The 16,488-nt window shown below is 51.8% G+C and carries 10 protein-coding genes; 5 read left to right on the top strand and 5 right to left on the bottom strand.

The genetic code is table 11. From position 1 onward, the window contains the following. Positions 1 to 51 precede the first annotated feature (51 nt). The 3 genes from HRU79_02830 to HRU79_02820 all read right to left on the bottom strand — a co-directional run bounded on the left by HRU79_02830 (position 52) and on the right by HRU79_02820 (position 3,556). On the bottom strand, positions 52 to 1,527 hold the full coding sequence (locus HRU79_02830) for a hypothetical protein (protein ID QOJ25637.1): 1,476 nt from the start codon (positions 1,525 to 1,527) through the stop codon (positions 52 to 54). Positions 1,528 to 1,545: 18 nt separating this feature from the next. After that, positions 1,546 to 2,532: a Gfo/Idh/MocA family oxidoreductase gene (locus tag HRU79_02825; protein QOJ25636.1), complete on the bottom strand. Its 987-nt coding sequence runs from the start codon at positions 2,530 to 2,532 to the stop codon at positions 1,546 to 1,548. Positions 2,533 to 2,623: 91 nt separating this feature from the next. Beyond that, a complete protein-coding gene (locus HRU79_02820) occupies positions 2,624 to 3,556 on the bottom strand; it encodes a tyrosine-type recombinase/integrase (protein ID QOJ25635.1) in 933 nt (310 codons plus the stop codon). Positions 3,557 to 3,980: 424 nt separating this feature from the next. Here HRU79_02820 and HRU79_02815 point away from each other — a divergent pair, with 424 nt between their 5' ends. The 3 genes from HRU79_02815 to HRU79_02805 are packed head-to-tail and all read left to right on the top strand — an operon-like array spanning position 3,981 to position 12,721. Continuing rightward, a complete protein-coding gene (locus tag HRU79_02815; protein QOJ25634.1) occupies positions 3,981 to 8,765 on the top strand; it encodes a choice-of-anchor D domain-containing protein in 4,785 nt (1,594 codons plus the stop codon). Next, a complete protein-coding gene (locus HRU79_02810) occupies positions 8,765 to 10,963 on the top strand; it encodes an OmpA family protein (GenBank protein QOJ25633.1) in 2,199 nt (732 codons plus the stop codon). The genes HRU79_02815 and HRU79_02810 overlap by 1 nt, the downstream gene beginning before the upstream one ends. Positions 10,964 to 10,966: 3 nt before the next feature. Continuing rightward, positions 10,967 to 12,721, top strand: coding sequence for an ABC transporter substrate-binding protein (locus HRU79_02805; protein ID QOJ25632.1), 1,755 nt, complete (start codon positions 10,967 to 10,969; stop codon positions 12,719 to 12,721). Positions 12,722 to 12,731: 10 nt separating this feature from the next. On the opposite strand, the gene HRU79_02800 is transcribed toward HRU79_02805, so the two are convergent. Both HRU79_02800 and HRU79_02795 read right to left on the bottom strand, forming a co-directional pair. Next, complete coding sequence (locus HRU79_02800) at positions 12,732 to 13,964, bottom strand: DNA polymerase (protein ID QOJ25631.1); 1,233 nt, start codon at positions 13,962 to 13,964, stop codon at positions 12,732 to 12,734. Further along, positions 13,958 to 14,263, bottom strand: a complete 306-nt coding sequence (locus tag HRU79_02795) for a DUF2007 domain-containing protein (protein QOJ25630.1) — start codon at positions 14,261 to 14,263, stop codon at positions 13,958 to 13,960. Before HRU79_02795 ends, HRU79_02800 begins: the two co-directional genes overlap by 7 nt. A gap of 115 nt (positions 14,264 to 14,378) precedes the next feature. Between HRU79_02795 and HRU79_02790 the strand changes: the two genes are divergently transcribed. After that, positions 14,379 to 14,642, top strand: coding sequence for a ferrous iron transport protein A (locus HRU79_02790; GenBank protein ID QOJ25629.1), 264 nt, complete (start codon positions 14,379 to 14,381; stop codon positions 14,640 to 14,642). After that, the gene (locus HRU79_02785; GenBank protein QOJ25628.1) at positions 14,642 to 16,480 is read left to right on the top strand and encodes a ferrous iron transporter B; all 1,839 of its coding nucleotides are present in this window, start codon (positions 14,642 to 14,644) and stop codon (positions 16,478 to 16,480) included. The genes HRU79_02790 and HRU79_02785 overlap by 1 nt, the downstream gene beginning before the upstream one ends. The last annotated feature ends 8 nt before the right edge of the window (positions 16,481 to 16,488 follow it).

The following is a 16,488-nucleotide window of genomic DNA, read 5'->3' as shown; positions in this document are numbered from 1 at the left end:
AAAAAGATTTGTAGTTTGGGGGGTGACGGACGTTACATTCGTACAATACACTTACAAACGTAGGCGTACTGCTCCTACAACCATACTGATAATCGGACGATTAGTTGTGATCAGTGTTATCAGGTCCCGTGAGGCAATCCCCAGTTCCCACATACCGTCGAACACCGAGAAGAGGACGCTAGCCGGAATAAACGAGCCCATGTTCCCCCCTGCTCCAAAACCTGTTCCGCATTTAAGCCATACGGTGGGGCGCCAGTCGGCACCGATGCTCACAATGGGCTCACCGAGTGAACCGGCGGCATCAGTGACCGGGAACACAGCGTCAAAGCCGAACGTCCAGTGTACGTTGTGGGTGTACGATGTGCCAATCCGTACCCGTGCGGGTATTGTGCTCTTGGTTGAAGCTGCGCCAACCCACTTAAAGTAGTTCCCGTCACCGGTAATCTTGGGTGCCTCCTGAAAAATGTTATAGCTGCTGAAGCCGGTACTTATCAAACCGTTGAGTATGGTGTCCTGAGCCATAAAAACATTGCCGTCCCAGACCATCATTCCTACGTCAACAACACTGGCGCTCCACGCAATGTTTTTGTACCGCATGGTGATGCCGATGTCTACACTGTAGCCTGTGCCAACGGGGATAAATTCATTGCCCGGTATCAGCGAGTTGCTGGAAGCCTTACCGTAGTTGACGCCAAACACGGGGCTTAAGGCACTCTGTGCATGCAGGTTGCCATTAACAACGCGGGCATCCATCAGGGCGTAGCCCAGGAGATACTTTGCACCAATTCCGGCATAGATCGATAGTTGGCTCAGGTGTACCAGTTCAACGCCGTACGAGAGTCCGAGTTCGCGATACCACACCAGAGAGAGCTGCGTTCCGTTAAACAAGTCAGAAAAATACCGTGGGTTGGTGCTGTACCCCACAGTGTCGCCATTATAGGTTACACCCACGCTGTCGAAATACGAAAAATTGCGTCCCTCAAATACAAGTTGTGCGGCTTCCGTGTTAAAACGGAAGGTGCCGGAGATCCGCTCCCGAACAGTTACTGCAAGCCCGCCCCATGAGTTGCTTTGATATGCTGCACCAAGTGTGATTAACTCAGCGGAAAACCGGATACCACGGTTAGCAAAGTTACGAGCCGCCTGTACCTTGTCACTATCCGAAAATGTACCACTCGAGGTTTGTGTTAGCATATCCAGTACACCGCTTCGGTTTAGAGCGTCGCTGTGAAGGCTGACTCCGCCTTCAATAAGACCAAACGACCAGTTGCGCTTCTTGCGAAAAATGCCGTAGGTAAGAGGGTCCGACATCTTAAACGTTTCCGGCTGAGGCACAACACCAAGATTCGCGGGGTTGATGCCAACGCACTGGTAATCGGATACTGTGCTGGTAAGAAACCCTGCACAACCAATACGTGAAAAATCGGCAGCCTCGGTTTGGGCACGTATGGGTGCGGGATTCGCTAGCCCGGAAAGGATGATTGTAACGGAAACGAGTAAAAGAAAAGTGAATCGATGGAGCGTCAAGTTAATCGCTAAGCAAATTTATGATATGTGGGGTACCGTTGCAGCCATGGCAGCTTCAATTTGCTCTGCTATGCGAACGGCTTCAGCAGCTTCTTCAACAGTAACGGCAGAGCTGCCGTTGGTTGTGATACTGCGCAAGAACGATGCCTGTTCCTGTGCAATGGCATTGGCCGGCTGCACGGCAGGTGTTTCCAGAACAATCACTTTATTGCCGAACTGCGTTGTGATGTTACCAAGCGAGACTTGTCGTCCTGGATTCAGATCAGACTGATCAATCAGTCTGAACATCTCGGCGGTACTCTGAGCCAGGTCAATGCTGATGTAGCTTTCGTTCTGGAATAGTCTCAGCTTTCGCATTGGTTTGGCACTGATGCGTGACGCCGTAAGGTTGGCAACACAGCCGTTCTGAAACGTGAGGCGGGCATTGGCAATATCGGGTGTTTGGGTTAATACTGCCACCCCGGTAGCCTGGATATCGGTGACCGTTGACTTCGTCATCCACAACAGCAGGTCAATATCGTGGATCATCAGGTCCTGTACCACACTAACGTCGATTGCTCTGGGTTTGAACGTACTCAACCGATGTCCTTCGATAAAGAGTGGCTTCAGCGCAAAATCTGCAAGTGCCGTTAATGCAGGATTAAACCGCTCGATGTGGCCAACCTGAACAATGCATCCACTCTGTGCGGCAAGATTCATCAGCTCGGTTGCCTGGGCATACGTTGCTGTTACCGGTTTTTCGATAAAGGTGTGAATACCCCTCAACAAGCAGTGTGTGGCAAGTTCATGATGGTAGGTGGTTGGCGCAGCAATCACCACTGCATCAACTGCAGGCATGGCGTCAACCCGCGGCACCCATACGGCTCCGACGCCTTCCGCAACTGCACGACCGCGCTGTTCATCGGGGTCAACAACACAGGCAACCTGAACGTTGTTATGCGTTGGTAAGAGTGAGATATGAATTGATCCAAGGTGCCCGGCACCGATAACAGCAAACCGTATCATTACGGGAAAATACCGAACTTTACCGTTATTGGCCGACACCGTTGTGCAATTTTGGTCATTACGGTACCGGGGACATCTGCACCGTTAGCAGCTATTCGGAGTCCGTTTCGCTTCGGGGATGCGCCTTTTTGTAGGCATCCTTAAGCCGTTCGATACTCACATGGGTATATACCTGTGTGGTGCTCAGCGAGCTGTGACCGAGCATCTCGCTCACCGCCGAAAGGTCGGCCCCGTTATCCAGAAGATGGGTGGCAAAACTGTGGCGGAGCACGTGAGGACTCTTCCGTTGTGATTCCGTAATCGGCCCCAGTGCCTTGTTTACAATTCGCCATGCTCCTGCTGGTGTGAGCCGACCTCCCTTTGTTCCAAGGAAAAGGGGCTGGGGCATGCCTGCATTACGATGACCACTACCGGCAACACCGGTCCGGAATGCCAGATAGGTATGGATCGCTGCAATTGCAGCATCGGTCACCGGGACAATGCGCTGCTTTGAACGCTTGCCCATGACGCGGACGGTTTTTTGCTGCTCGTTGATATCAGCCACATTAAGCTGCAGAGCCTCGCTGATACGCAGTCCGCTGCCATACAACAGCTCACACAAGGCGTGATCGCGCGCACCTGCTTCGGTTGTCAGGTCAAACACACCGGCTAGCGTTACGGCCTCGGTATGCTGGAGAAACGATGGCAATTTCTTATCGAGTTTTGGTGATGTAATACCCCGCGTTGGGTTCATTGGTACAACATCAATGCGCACTAACCATGAAAAAAACGAACGCAATGCAGCAAACTTTTGCTTGATTGAACGTCGGCTAAGCCCCTTATCATGTAACCAACCAAGGAACGGACGCAGTTCGGCAACCGTTAGGTCTGCCGGTGCCGGAATGGTATCGTACGTTTCAAGCAGGAACACCCTGAACTGCTGAAGGGCCGTGTGGTACGCCGTGATGGTGTGACTGCTCAGAGCTCTCTCCGACGAAAGAGCCGTTACATAGTCATCCATCAGTGCATCGAGTTCGTATTCCATAACGGTAACTTAGACATCATTTCCCGATAATTGAGTACCGCCTACCATTTCGTGTCCGGAGAAAAATCCTTTCAGAAAACCGGAATCATCCGGTATTCTCAGAACCATGCCGGCACTACTCTGTATTTTTGCACATGATTTCCAGCGGGTCTCCGGCTACTCCATGCAAACAACGATTTCTAACTCCACTGGAGCAACGCCTAAGGATGAAAATGGCACAGAGTTTGGAGTGTTCCAAAGGTTTGTCCGTTTTGTTAGGCAGGAACAAGCACTCGGCCATTCCAGGGTGTATCAGACAACGATGCCCTGGTGTTGCGGAACGTGTTTCCGGAGCGACGAGAACAATGAAGATGAATCAGCGTCTCGGAACCAACCGTGTGCAGTCGGACTTTTTGTGCAGAATTAGCAAAGGCAACACTGGCGTATGAAGTATCAATCCAACCTTGTAGGGGGTGTACCTAAAATCCTGGCAGCCATTGTGTGTGTGTTAGGAATGGTGATGCCGGGACAGACTGTTGCCAAGCCTGTGATTTCGTACCTGTTGCCGGATATCGGAACAACCCGGTATGCAACCTATATCGAGATTATCGGACCTCATAACGCCAACAATAACTTTGGTTCGGACGGATTTTCGCTGAACAATCCTGGTGACAATGTGCGGGTGCGTTGTGCCCGCCCGGCCGATACTGCGATCGTTAAAATTGGACCGTGTGTGGTAAGCTGGAACGGACGGATGATTAGCACGACCGTGTTTGTTGTCCCAACGGTTATCCCAAACAGTCATGACTGGACGCAGCTGCAACCGCAGTTCAAGATACCGCTGGTTGTTGAAGTTGGTGGCCAGACAAGTGATGCTGATACCTTCTACATTGTAAGACCAACACCGATTGGTGATAAGCGGACCAGCTCGGATATTGTTTTTGGTGAAGGATCGTTAGGCCGAAGATCACGACGCGGCGCAATGATCATTGACTCGATGTACCTTTCCGGCGCCGAGTATAAGATTTCAACCAATGATACCGATCCGGGTACCCCCGGCAACCAAGGGTATTTGCCCTTTGTTCTGATGAGCGTTGGACGATTGATAGCACAGAATGGCTGTATCATTAATGCAAGTGGCTACGGATCCAACGGTGGTCCCGGTGGTGGAGGCGGTGGAGGATCGGTATTTAACGCACCAATCGCCAGTAGTGGCGGGTCGAACGGCGGAAACGGTTATACAGGCGGCGGTCCCGGCGGCGAAAACGCCACCATTGGCAGCAACTCACGTCGAAAGCCCGGTATTGGCAGCGGTCAGGATCTCCCCCCTGGTGGACAGTTTGGTAGTGCATCACTCAATGGGAACCCCGGGGGCGACCTAACATCGGCATACGAAAACAGTGGTGGCGGCACCGGCCATCCCTTTGGTGAGAGTGGCAGAGGTTGTGATAATAAAGATCAATGTAATCCCACCGGTGGTGCCGGGGGTGGAAGCGGTGGCAGGGAAGGTCAGCCCGGAGCATCGGCAGGTAATGCTACCGACGGATTGTCATCGCCCGGCCTGAATAACAAGGGCCGAAAGGTTGGCAACACGATGCTTGTTCCTTTGGCAGGGGGCTCTGGCGGCGCATCCGGTAATCCTTCGGGTGTTGCCGGCAAGGGCTCTGCCGGCGGTGGCGGTGGCGGTGCCATCTCGATTCATGCAAGCCAGCTTGGCAATTTTGATGTCTTTGCCAATGGTTCAGTTGCTTCGTTACTCGATATTCCGGGTGGTGGCGGTTCAGGCGGTGGCGTAATTCTGGGATCACGCCTTGATAACGTTGGTGTAGGCTCGTCAGCCGCCCAGGCTGTTGGTCAGGACCGTTCTCCGTATCTGAGAGGTGCCCCGGGACGTATTCGGTATGACTTCTGGCTGAAGACGTCAGCAACAACCGAAATTGGAATTTTATCCGATACCATTACGGTGTCGCTGCGGGATGTGAGCATCATTGGGAATGCAAGCGGACAGGATGTCTGTGTTTTTATTAAACCCGAGAACGGAAGCTGGACAGCATACGATACCATCAGCAACTATGCGCCAACAGGCTCCAGTGGCAGCTGGCGGTTCTCTACCAGGCTGCCCGGAACCGACACGGTGTACTACATTGCATTTGGGCTTATCATACCGTCACCCGTACAGGATCAGTTTACGGCAGAACCTTCCATGGTGTTCTCGCAGAGTGCATGGAATATCATTCGCCTAAAGGGACCACCCATTATCAAGACCGACAAAAAGAGAGACCTTGGCGTTTATCGTTGCGAAGGTGAGGTTGTTCGGGATACCATTGTTGTAACCAATCTGGGTGAAAGCCCCCTTGAAATCACAACAGCCAGGTTCATTGGAAATCCTACCGGCTACAGTGTAGTTTCACCAACCGCGTTCCCCGACTCAATTCAGAGTAATGACAGTAAGGTGTACGTCATCGAGTTCCGTCCGCCGGCCACCATGTCTGGTCTGCAGTCCGAAAAGCTTGAACTCGTAAATACTGATACATCGTCGCTTCGCAACCCCTGGATTGTTGAGTATGTTTCTGATGTGCGTCCAATTAAGCTATCGTACCGCTATCGTGGGAGCAAGGTTGATACTGTTAACGTAGGGCCGTTATGTGTTAACTCAGTGTTGTCGGAGCAAATCATCCTTGAGAACATTGGCCTTGATCCGGTTACCCCGCTATCGTTTGTGAGCTCCAACCGTAGCCTTGTAGAGGTAAGCGCTAATCTGCCCTTCACGATTGATGTTGGCGGATTCAGGAACCTGAACTTTACGATTGTAGCCAAGCGGGTTGGTCCGGGCGTGGTAGCTACACTGTTAAACATCGATGGCTGTGACGAGCCTGATACCGTCTGGATCCGTTTTGAAGGTGTTGCACCCGGTTTTACCCTACTTGGAACAGGGCAGTTCGGTATTGTTCCCACAGGTTCGGCAAAGCAATTACTGCTTCAGCTTCGTAATGACGGTTCCAGCGATCTTGACGTTGGCGCCATACCGGCCGTTCCGGCACCGTTCCGGCTTGTTTCAGCTACACCAGCTCTACCAGGTATCATTAAACCGGGCGGGGTTGTTGACCTGTTGTTTGAGTACGCACCGATAGCAGGTGGAAGCCACCAGGCTACGGTAAAACTCATGAGTTCCAATACAACCACATTGGGCGGACGTAGCTGCAGTGACTCCGTCATCATTTTGCTGGCAGGGCAGTCGCAGGCGGCCCAGGTTATTGCCGACCCTGGTTTTGTTGTTTACCCGCCTACCCGCACGTGCCAATCAGCCGTTGAGCAGGTACTGATCAGAAACACCGGAGGTATTGACGTTAATCTTCTGTATCCTGCCTTTATTAACGGAACCAATCAGGCTGATTTTACCATCTTACGTCAGCCCAAGGATACAATCCTGCCACCCGGCGGTACTGCCCTGTACGAGATCGCATTTCGTCCTGTTGCCGATCCTACCATACCGCGAAGTGCAATTCTTAGTGTGCGTACAACAGCCTTTAATGCTACACAAATCGACGTTCCCCTGAGTGGCACTCTTGCCTACCTTGACCTTGCAGGAAATAAGTACATCGATGCCGGTCTTGTTGCCGTCGGCAATACTGTTACGATTCCGGTTCAGTACACCAATACTACCGGCAGCTCCGTTACCATCGACCAGATTGTTAGTTCACGAAGTACGGTGGTCTCGGCTACTCCTGCACCGTTTACGCTGGCCAACGGAGACATGCAGGTTGTTACCATTACCGTATCACCGCTATTTGAAATGTCGGCCGTCGATACGCTTTGGTTCATTTCAGGACAGCCCTGTGCCGATTCGTTTCCGGTGCTTGTACGGTGGACGGCCGAGAATGCGTCAGTGGGGATTACCAACACGATTGACTTTGGCGCCCTTGCTGAGTGCATGGTAAAAACAGATACCATTCTGATTACGAATACCAGCAATGTCCCCGCAGATCTGATTTCAGCCGGTATTACCGGTCCGGATGCTCCTTTGTTTACGATACTCAATCCCGCCGCTGTTACCGGAACAACAATGCAGCCCGGTGAGATTGTAAAAGTGGTAGTTCAATTCGATCCCCGCGGGGGCACCGATGGAGCCAAGTTTGCCGACGTGACCATACGCGTTCGACTCAACAATCAGCCTACCCCGTTTGTGTGCACACTCTCGGGTGTACGGGCTACGTCGATTCCCAACACGCCCGGTCCGGTTGTGTTTGGTTTTGTGGACGTTCAGCAGTCCAGCACTCAAACCGTAACCTTTATTAATACCGGAGCCTTACCCGTCACCATCAAAGCAATTAGTCTGAAGGGTGAGTCTGGAGGCGTTATCACGATAAGCGGACCCGCGATGCCATATTTACTGCAGCCTGGCGAGCGACTGGACCTTGCGGTAACATTTAGTCCAACAGATAACATCGCGTACGTTGACACGATCTATATTGATATCGATCAGCCTTGTGCCGACCGGAAGGCAGTTGCCGTTTCCGGTCGTGGCCGGCTAAACGTGGAGATCGAAGTACGAATGCCAACACTGACGGTGTCTCCCGCTGAAGATAAACTGGTTATTCCAGTAGGAGCCCAGATTGTAGCCGGTGCTGCTTCATCAGTCACTGCCGAAGGCAGGATGGTGCTACGGTATTCTACATCGGTCATGGTTGTTCAGCGGGTGAGTATCGGAACCATTCTTCGCAACGAAAGTATCGGCGGAGTCACTGAACTGGAAATTCTCCTGCCGCAGGTAACCGTAACAGATCAGGAATCTGTCATCACCGAACTGCTTGGTCAGGCAACCCTTGGCAGTACCGACAGTACCGAACTCCATGTTCTGTTTGCCGAACTTTCGGCAACGAGTTCAACCTATACTACACGGAAGAAGGACGGCTGGCTGCGACTTGACATTTGCCGGGAAGGTGGTCCGCGATTGATAAAGAAAGCCGGCCAGTTTAAGGTTAATCCGTATCCGAGTCCGGCTGCCGACAACCTGTTGGTGGATGTTGAGGTGTACGAGAAGGGGCTTCATATCCTTGAGCTGGTTAATCCGCAGGGAGTTGTTGTTGACCGCATAACGTTTGTGCACACCATTGGTGATGCAGCGCGCGTTGTTCAGTTTAACGTTCAGCAGCGAGCTTCGGGAATGTATGCGCTCAGGCTTACAACCCCATCACGGGTGCGCATTGTACCAGCAGTGGTAATGCACTAATGACCAATAAAATGAATATTGCCAATTATATGTTCCGTTTTCGCGCTGTTCTGCTTTGTTGTATTGTACTGGCATCTCTTCCCCAGGTTGGATCGGCACAGGAAACCCTGATAGATCAGTCAACCGGAAAAACGCTGTACCTGCAGTACTTTATCGGCGCAAACGCCGCGCTTGGTATCAATCTTCACAGTGCCTCCTTCGGTGCACTGCCGGGCTTCCCCTCGTGCTGTTCTGAGTATAAGGATGCAACCTCACTGATGCCTGTATTTTCCGCGCTGGCAGAAATTCCGGTTCTTCGGGATCTTCGGGTGCAGGTGCGCCTGGCATATACCAACATGAGCGGAACATTAAAACGGCAACAGGCAATTGGTAATGAACCGGTACTCGCCGATGGGCCGATACCCACGGAGCAGCGTACCGATGTCGAGGTTGAACACGTGCTGAATGCATCAATGCCGATGGCGGCATTTGAGGCAACGGCAGCATACCGCGTTTTTGATTTTTTCTGGCTTCATGCAGGACTTCGCCCGGGTCTGATACTGAGCAACTCGTTCGATCAGCGGGAAACTCTGTTTACGCCCGAAGGCTATACCTTCCTGGATGGCAGTACAATCCGTAACGAAGCTGCCGGCGAGATTCCGGATCTGCAGTCAACCCAGTTTCATGCCGTCCTTGGATTAGGATACGAGTTGCTCACCAAATCGCGATTCTCGATGTCGCCCGAAGTGCGGTACTACATGCCGTTAACCAAGGTCAGCTCTGTGAACTGGGCTGTGAATTCATTCCAACTGGGTGTTTCGCTTCGATACGGGATATACGCACCCAAAGAACCTCGCATTATTCGGGATACTGTTGTTTTCCGGGATACAACAATTGTTGAAAAGCCAAATTTGCGTTCTGACCAGGTGTATCTGGCGTCAACCATGTTTGAGGACAGTATTAACGATGTTGCCGATGACCGGTTTATTACCACCCATAAACGTGAATCGTACGTTCGTGAAACACCACGTCCGTTTACTCCAGAGCTGACACTAAAGTTCGAGACGGTTGATTCCACCGGAACCGTACATCCGGTAGATACAATCCGGGTTGAAGAACTTGAAGTCATCGAGAATTATCCCTTGCTGCCGCAGGTATTCTTTCCCACCGGTGTAGCCAGCATTGACAGCACTGCACAGATTTTGTTCGAACACGATCAGGCTGTGGAGTTTCGGCCGATGGATCTGACCCGTAACCAGATCGACGTGTACCGCAACCTGCTCAATGTGATCGGTTACAGAATGTTGCGAACGCCGGCAGCCACACTATCGCTGGTTGGCTGTGTGGACAACGTTGACGTTGAGAAAAATGACCGCGATCTGGCACAGAAGCGCGCAGAAGCTATAAAAAATTACTTTGTAGAATCGTTTAAAATCGATCCGTCACGGATAAAAGTTTCTGCCAGACTCCTTCCGGCAAGCCCGGCAAACCCGTTAACGCCTGACGGACAGTCCGAAAACCGCCGGGTCGAAATCTCGTCAAACGATCCTGTGATCCTTGAACCGGTTGAGTTTAAAGACAAGGATTTGATCATTACACCAAATGCACTAACAGTAAAACCGGTTGTGGCTGGCGGACAGGACATCGCCTCATGGAGTGCAAGCCTTAAGCAAGGTACGTCGAAACTTGCCGAAGGAACCGGTTCCGGAAAGCCCTCGGGCATTGAATGGAAGGCCGCCGATGGCGTCCTTCCCAAAAGCGTTCAACCATTGGTTGCACAGCTTACGGTAAGCAACGAGATTGGTCAGCAGCGTTCTGTTGCCGATACCATTGGTGTGGATTATATCAACATCCAGCTGATGAAGGCACGGCAGGAAGGCGGTAAACTCATTGAGCGGTATTCACTGATTGTATTCGAGTTTAATTCAGCACAACTGAGTGCCGAGAATCAGCGTGTTATGGATAGAGTACGAAGCAGAATCCAGCCGGAAAGTAAGGTGAGTATCCTTGGATTTGCAGACAGGCAGGGCAACAGTGAATATAACCGGACACTGGCCCGGAAACGCTGTCTTGAGGCCCAGCGCGTTCTTGGGTTGCCTGACAGCCGGGTAACCATCCAGCCCGTGGGGTCCGACAGACTGCTGTACGATAACAACACTCCTGAAGGACGCTCCTATTCACGGACGGTTCAGATTGAAATTGAAACTCCGGTGCGGTAACCAGTGAAACGCGGCCTAATTAGAGTTGCAGTCGTACTTGCCGGAGTGTGCACAGCACTCGGCTTTTCTGCCTGCACAAAGCAGGGAAGCATGATTGGCACCTTCCGTCCTGCCGCCGGAGGAAAACAGTACGGGGGCGTGTACCGGCTGAATGAAGTTGGCGAAATGAGCTCGCTGGACCCGGTGCTGATTAACGATGTTACCAGCAGTCACGTTGCATCCAACATCTATGACAAGCTGGTGGGACTGAATTCCAGACTTGAACTTGTCCCTGAGCTGGCTACCTCGTGGAGCGTGAGCGCCGACGGATGCACCTACACCTACCACCTGCGGACTAATGCCCGTTTCCACGATAATCCGTGCTTCCCGGACGGGAAGGGGCGCATGCTAACAGCGCATGATGTGGAATACTCCCTGAATCGCGTTTGCGATATACGCACCGGTACTAAAAATTTTGACTACTTCCGGGATAAAGTCCTCGGGGCGACAGAGTATTTTAACGCTACCGTAAAAGGTCATGATACCGGAACAGAGCCGGCACTGCCCGGAGTGCGTGGCTTTGCGGCAGTTGATGACAGTACCTTTACGATTACCCTCACCCGTGCCATAGCCCCCTTTGAGAACTACCTTGCTCTTTCCAGCATGGCCATTCATCCCCGGGAAGCCGTTGAATACTATGGCAAGGACTTCTTCAAAAACCCCGTTGGTACCGGACCATTCATGTTTGTTCGGTGGGAACCCGACAGACAGTTGGTTCTTCGGCGCAATCCCTACTACTGGGATACCGATGAAGCCGGAAACCGGCTGCCGTTTCTGGACGAAGTGCGGTTCTCGTTCATGAAGGATGATAAGCTGCAGCTTCTGGAGTTCGCAGCAGGCAACCTGGAGGAATCGTATAGGATACCGAATGAGTTTTTTGCCGATGTGGTTGACGAGAATAAGCGTCCCAAAGGCAGATACTCAAGGTTCACGCTTCTGCATACGCCGGCAATGAGTACGCAGTATTATGGATTTTTAACAACTGATCCGCTGTTTAAGGATGTTCGTATTCGGAAGGCGCTGAACATGGCTGTGGACAGAAGGCGTATTATTAAGTACGTTCTGCATGGTCAGGCCGCCGGACCCGCTGAGCATGGTTTGGTACCCAGCTCAATGCCCGGGTATCCGTATAAAAAGGTACAGGGCTACAGCTTTAACCCGGCGGCTGCCCGGGAGCTGCTTGCCGAAGCCGGGTATCCGAACGGGAAGGGGCTTGGGCCGATTACTCTGCAGTTAAACTCCGGCGGAGGCAGGAACGTTCAGATTGCAGAAGCAATTCAAAGTATGCTGAAGGAAAATCTGAATATCACCGTCCATCTTGAACAAGTTGAGTTTGCGCAGCATCTTAAAAAAATTGATCAAGGGCAGGCATCCTTCTTCCGGCTGGGTTGGGTGGCAGATTTCCCTGATCCGGAAACCTTCCTCAATCTGTTCTATGGGAAACTTGTTCCAAAGGGAACAGGGATCAGTCCAATTAACTCTACCCGGTTTGTGAACAGTGAGTTCGACAGGATTTACGAACAGGCTCTGGTAACCCAGAACCGTGAGCAACGCATGGACCTGTACCGGCAGGCGGAGCAGGTTGCAATTAATAATGCGCCGATGCTGCTGATTATGCACGATGAAGACTACCGTTTTTTGCAACCGTATGTACGTGACTATGCAAATAACGCAATGGATAAACTCATGCTGCACCGGGTGTGGTTTGCCGCTCAGTAACCAATTCCGGCTACCGCTCAGTGCCGTCGGCATCATCCTGTTGTGGGATATGGTTAAACGCAATATGCGTAGATGAGCCCTCCAGACCATTCCATGCCGAACCAACGTAGATCGTGTTCTTCCCGAACTTGCTGTTCAGATGGTCGAGTGACTCATTGAGTTTGGTGCGCGCCGGTCCGTTGGTATTGAACAGCGGAATTGGAACCGAATCGGCGATGCTAAGTTTTGTTAACTCAACGGATACTTTCATCGGTACCTGGGTATAACTGGCAGTCCACTCACCAAGTATATCGCTCATCAGTTGTGTAAGGTGCAGCGAATCGTTGGTTGGTGCAATATGCGTGCGCTTCTTCCATTTAACGCCGGTAGTATGTTTAATCGTGATTGTAACCTGGGCGGTGACCATTGCGTAGGAGCGCAACCGTGTAGCTGCCTTTTGCAGGAGCCGGTGAATAACGCCCGAAGCACCTGCAACAGTGCGAAGTGACGGTTCCAAAACATGTTCGTGCGAGATACTGCTTTTGTGGGTTGCAGCCAGCGGAACGTTGGCACCGCGGATTCGTGCATACATACGCTCGCCTTCAATTCCGCCCCACACCGTGCGCAGCTTTTTTTCGGAGGCGGCAAACAGCTGTTCAACAGTGTAAATGCTATGTCGGTGCAAACGCACAAGCATTTGTTTTCCGATTCCTACCAGATCATTGAGGTTTAGTGAATACAATATCTCGGGTAGCTGGTGCTGCTCGATCACAACAAGGCCATTGGGCTTTTGCATATCCGACGCTGTTTTTGCCAGGTAGTCGTTTGGTCCGATACCAATACTGCAGTTCAGTGCCACACCCACCGTAGTGTGAATCGTTTCTTTGATGTGATTGGCCAAACGCCTCGCCTGGTCGGGCTCGCGCTGCCCACCCATCAGGTCGCACACCATCTCGTCAATGCTCATTACCCGTTTTACCGGTATCACCGTATTAACACAGTCCACCAGGGCATGGTGCATCCTGATGTATTCGGTGTGGCGGGCCTGGACAAGAATCAGCTGCGGACATCTGACAAGTGCGTCTCCGATGCGTGTGCCGGTTGTAACGCCGTATGCCTTGGCTTCGTAACTGGCAGCAAGGGCAAACGTTGTTAGCGCCTTTACCGGTACAATGGCAATGGGCTTGCCCCGCAGCTGCGGCTGAAGCTGCTGCTCTACCGACGCAAAGTATGCGTTAAAATCGATGAAAATTGACTTTAGCACAGGAGCCCGCCGATACATTCAACCGGTACGGAGGCACATTCATCTAACCCACCGTTATCCTGAGCCCCCTGAGAACCGTCACCATTATCAGGTCTTTGTAATTCCTGTAATAACTCCTCTGCGTAGGGGATTTGGTGGTCGGGAACAAACAACTTGATACCGCCCGCTGCAACCCCAAAAGCCACCAGTGATCCGCCAACGTTCCGGTCAACCAACTCTACCTGCACATCATGGTCACGCAGATATCCGGCGGCAAACTCCGCCTCGAATTCGTTGTAAAAAACTGCAATCTCACGCATAATGGTGCTCCACGTACATAAACCGTCTTTTAAAATGAAATTTTAGTCTTATTTGAACAAAGTCTGTATACAACGTTTTAGATTAGTAATTTTGCTCAACCACTTCAAGACTACCATGACAATACCGCTTCAGATGGCACAAACCGGACGCATGTACAAGGTTGTTACCGTATCCGGGACCGATGTACAAGCCCAGCGAATTCGCGAACTTGGCGTCGTACTTGGTGCCGAGTTAATTGTTCTGCGCCGACATCCCTTTGGCGGCCCGCTTGAAATTCAGCTTGCCACCCGCAAAATAGGGATTCGCCTTGGATCGGTTCATGTTGTTGTTGAACCGGTTGCCGAGAACCCTGAACCGTTGCAGGGTAGTGTACACTAATGACGTCAGGTAAAACTGTTGCTCTGGTTGGTACGCCAAACGTAGGCAAGAGTACGCTCTTTAATGCGCTTACCGGGCTTCGGCAGCGAGTTGGCAACTTTCCGGGTGTGACTGTTGAACCAATGGTTGGCACGGTTGTAACCCCGGGAGGAAGTATTATCCTTATTGACCTTCCCGGTGTATATTCGTTACATCCTGCATCGGAAGATGAACGGCTTACCATTGAAACCCTTCAGGGTAAGCATCACAGCATACCCCGGCCTGACGCTGTTCTGCTGGTAATCAGTTCTGTTGATCTTGAGAAATGTTTGGCTCTCTATGCCGCTCTTGCTTCGCTGAACATTCCTGTTCTATGCTGTCTTACCATGGTTGATGCGCTTAAAGCCGGCGGGGGAATGATAGATGATATTGGAATGGGACATGAGCTTGGCGTTACCATCATTCCAGTGGTGGGGTCAAAGGGGCTTGGTATTCAGGATGTAAAACATGCTCTGGCACAACCACTGCGTATTCCGCGTGCACCCGATATCGGTGATTCTGTGGAATCACGGTTGAAATGGGCACAGGGCCTGGTATCACGCTTTGTGAAGCCGGCAGCAGAGCGGGCTCTTACACGATGGCTGGATAAAATTCTGCTGCATCCGGTGTGGGGTACTCTGGTGTTTATTTCCGTGATGTATTTCTTCTTCCAGAGCATCTTTGCCTGGGCCGAGCCACTGATGGAGCTTGTAGAGAATACATTCGGCTGGCTGCAGACGTGGGTAGGGACCATGGATATGCATCCGCTGCTGGCGTCCTTCCTGTCAAACGGTATTATCGGAGGTGTTGGCTCGCTTATGGTGTTCCTGCCTCAAATCTTGATATTAAATTTATTGATAACAATTCTTGAAGAGAGCGGTTATCTGGCCAGAGGCGCATTCCTGGTTGACAGGGCGATGGGTGTTTTCGGTCTTCAGGGACGGTCCTTTATCCCGCTCCTTGGGTCGTTTGCCTGTGCCATCCCCGGGATTATGGCTGCCCGCGTCATCCCGTCATACCGCGACCGCATAGCCACCATTATGGCGGCACCGTTAATGACGTGCTCTGCCCGATTGCCGGTATATGTTCTGATCATCGCTGCAGTGATACCAAACACAACGATTGCGGGTGTGTTCTCGTTGCAGGGAACAGTACTGGCAGGATTGTACGTACTTGGTGCAATCAGTGGTTTGCTGATTGCCCTGGTGTTAAAGCGGACAGCACTGCGGGGATCGGTTGTACCGTTTATGATTGAATTTCCGGAATATCGGCTGCCGTCACTGAAGAACATCGGTGCGGTTCTCTTTAGCCGCGCCCGTGATTTCGTGGTTGCAACATTCACGGTCATCATGGGGTTTTCGGTCGTGCTCTGGATTTTTACGCAGTTGCCGCAGGCCACCATACCGGAGGGGACATCTGAGGTACAGGCGCAGCATATTCAGCTGGAGCAGTCGTACGCAGCCGATATCGGCAAGGCAATACAGCCATTCTTTGAGCCTCTGGGATTTGACTGGCGGATCACGATTGGCGTGCTAACCAGCTACGGTGCACGAGAGACGTTTGTAAGCACGATGGGGCAGATGTATGCGGCCGATGTTGCCGATACCGACTCGTCATTGCGGTCAATTCTTCCGGAGAAGTTCTCGCTGGCAACCGGACTAAGCCTGTTGGTGTATTACGTGTATGCCTTGCAGTGTATCAGTACCATCATTGTGATGCGCCGCGAAACGGCTACCTGGAAGTGGCCGGCACTTGCTTTTGCAATTACGTTTGTTCTGGCGTATGCATTATCGGCATTAACCTATACCCTTGCAGGGTAACCACATAT

Source organism: Ignavibacteria bacterium (assembly GCA_015709655.1).
Taxonomy (GTDB): Bacteria; Bacteroidota; Ignavibacteria; order Kapaibacteriales; family Kapaibacteriaceae; genus OLB6.
This window is presented reverse-complemented; position numbering and strand designations above follow the sequence as displayed.

Coding starts and splice junctions, on each gene's coding strand:
- HRU79_02825 (QOJ25636.1), bottom strand. CDS start 2,532: ATGATACGGTTTGCTGTTATCGGTGCCGGGCACCTTGGATCAATTCAT.
- HRU79_02820 (QOJ25635.1), bottom strand. CDS start 3,556: ATGGAATACGAACTCGATGCACTGATGGATGACTATGTAACGGCTCTT.
- HRU79_02815 (QOJ25634.1), top strand. CDS start 3,981: ATGAAGTATCAATCCAACCTTGTAGGGGGTGTACCTAAAATCCTGGCA.
- HRU79_02810 (QOJ25633.1), top strand. CDS start 8,765: ATGACCAATAAAATGAATATTGCCAATTATATGTTCCGTTTTCGCGCT.
- HRU79_02795 (QOJ25630.1), bottom strand. CDS start 14,263: ATGCGTGAGATTGCAGTTTTTTACAACGAATTCGAGGCGGAGTTTGCC.
- HRU79_02790 (QOJ25629.1), top strand. CDS start 14,379: ATGACAATACCGCTTCAGATGGCACAAACCGGACGCATGTACAAGGTT.
- HRU79_02785 (QOJ25628.1), top strand. CDS start 14,642: ATGACGTCAGGTAAAACTGTTGCTCTGGTTGGTACGCCAAACGTAGGC.